The sequence below is a fragment of the Terrabacter terrae genome (assembly GCF_039529575.1).
GTDB classification, from domain to species: Bacteria; Actinomycetota; Actinomycetes; order Actinomycetales; family Dermatophilaceae; genus Terrabacter; species Terrabacter terrae.
In genome coordinates this window covers 1-1,321 of the sequence record NZ_BAAANB010000037.1, presented here as the reverse complement: position 1 = coordinate 1,321, position 1,321 = coordinate 1, and the positions used below count along the sequence as shown (strand labels likewise).

General features: G+C 66.7%; 1 protein-coding gene. It reads left to right on the top strand.

Features of this window, described 5'->3' with window-relative positions; translation table 11 throughout:
• Window positions 1-1,321: toprim domain-containing protein (locus tag ABD194_RS18695; RefSeq protein WP_343994290.1), on the top strand; the 1,321-nt coding region annotated here is incomplete at both ends.

Genomic DNA, 1,321 nt, shown 5'->3' with positions numbered 1-1,321 from the left:
GAGCAGGACACGACGACCGCCGAGGCCGGCGAGAAGAAGACGGTGACGGCCAAGAAGGTCAGCTACTGCTACGACAACGGCCTCATCGACTACGTCAACCACCTCAACGGCTCCAAGCGCAGCGAACCGGTGCACCCGGAGGTCATCAGCATCGAGGTCGAGGACGAGGCGAAGTCGCTCAGCCTCGAGCTCGCGATGCAGTGGACCAGCGCCTACAACGAGTCGGTCCACACCTACGCCAACGCGATCAACACCCACGAGGGCGGCACCCACGAGGAGGGTTTCCGCGCAGCGATGACGAAGCTCGTCAACGAGTTCGCGCGCAAGCAGAACCTCCTCAAGGACAAGGACGAGAACCTCACCGGCGACGACATCCGCGAGGGCCTCACTGCCGTCATCTCGGTCAAGCTCGCCGAGCCGCAGTTCGAGGGCCAGACCAAGACCAAGCTCGGCAACTCCGAGGTCAAGGGCTTCGTCCAGCGCGCCATGACCGACGAGTTCGGCCACTGGCTCGAGGCGCACCCGAGCGAGGGCAAGGACATCGTGCGCAAGTCCGTGCAGGCCGCGGCCGCACGCATGGCGGCGCGCAAGGCCCGCGAGGCGACCCGCCGCAAGGGCCTGCTCGAGTCGGGCGGCCTGCCCGGCAAGCTCAAGGACTGCCAGAGCAAGGACCCGAGCATCTCCGAGGTCTTCATCGTCGAGGGCGACAGCGCCGGCGGCTCGGCCACGCAGGCGCGCAACCCGCACACCCAGGCGATCCTGCCGATCCGCGGCAAGATCCTCAACGTCGAGAAGGCGCGCATCGACAAGATCCTCGCCAACAACGAGGTCCAGGCGCTCATCTCCGCCTTCGGCACGGGCATCGGCGAGGACTTCGACATCGACAAGGCGCGCTACCACAAGATCGTGCTGATGGCCGATGCCGACGTCGACGGCATGCACATCCGCACGCTGCTGCTGACGCTGCTCTTCCGCTTCATGCGCCCGCTCATCGAAGCCGGCTACGTCTACCTCGCGCAGCCGCCGCTGTTCCGCCTCCGCTGGAGTGGCGGCATCGACCACCAGTTCGCCTACAGCGATCGCGAGCGCGACGGCCTCAAGGCACTCGGTGAGAGCAAGGGCTGGCGCCTGCCGAAGGACAACCCGATCCAGCGCTACAAGGGCCTCGGCGAGATGAACTACCAGGAGCTCGGCGAGACGACGATGGACCAGAGCACCCGCACGCTGCTGCAGGTCACGCTCGACGACGCCGCCAAGGCGGACGAGGTCTTCGCCGTCCTCATGGGCGAGGACGTCGAGTCGCGCCGCTCGTTCATCCAGA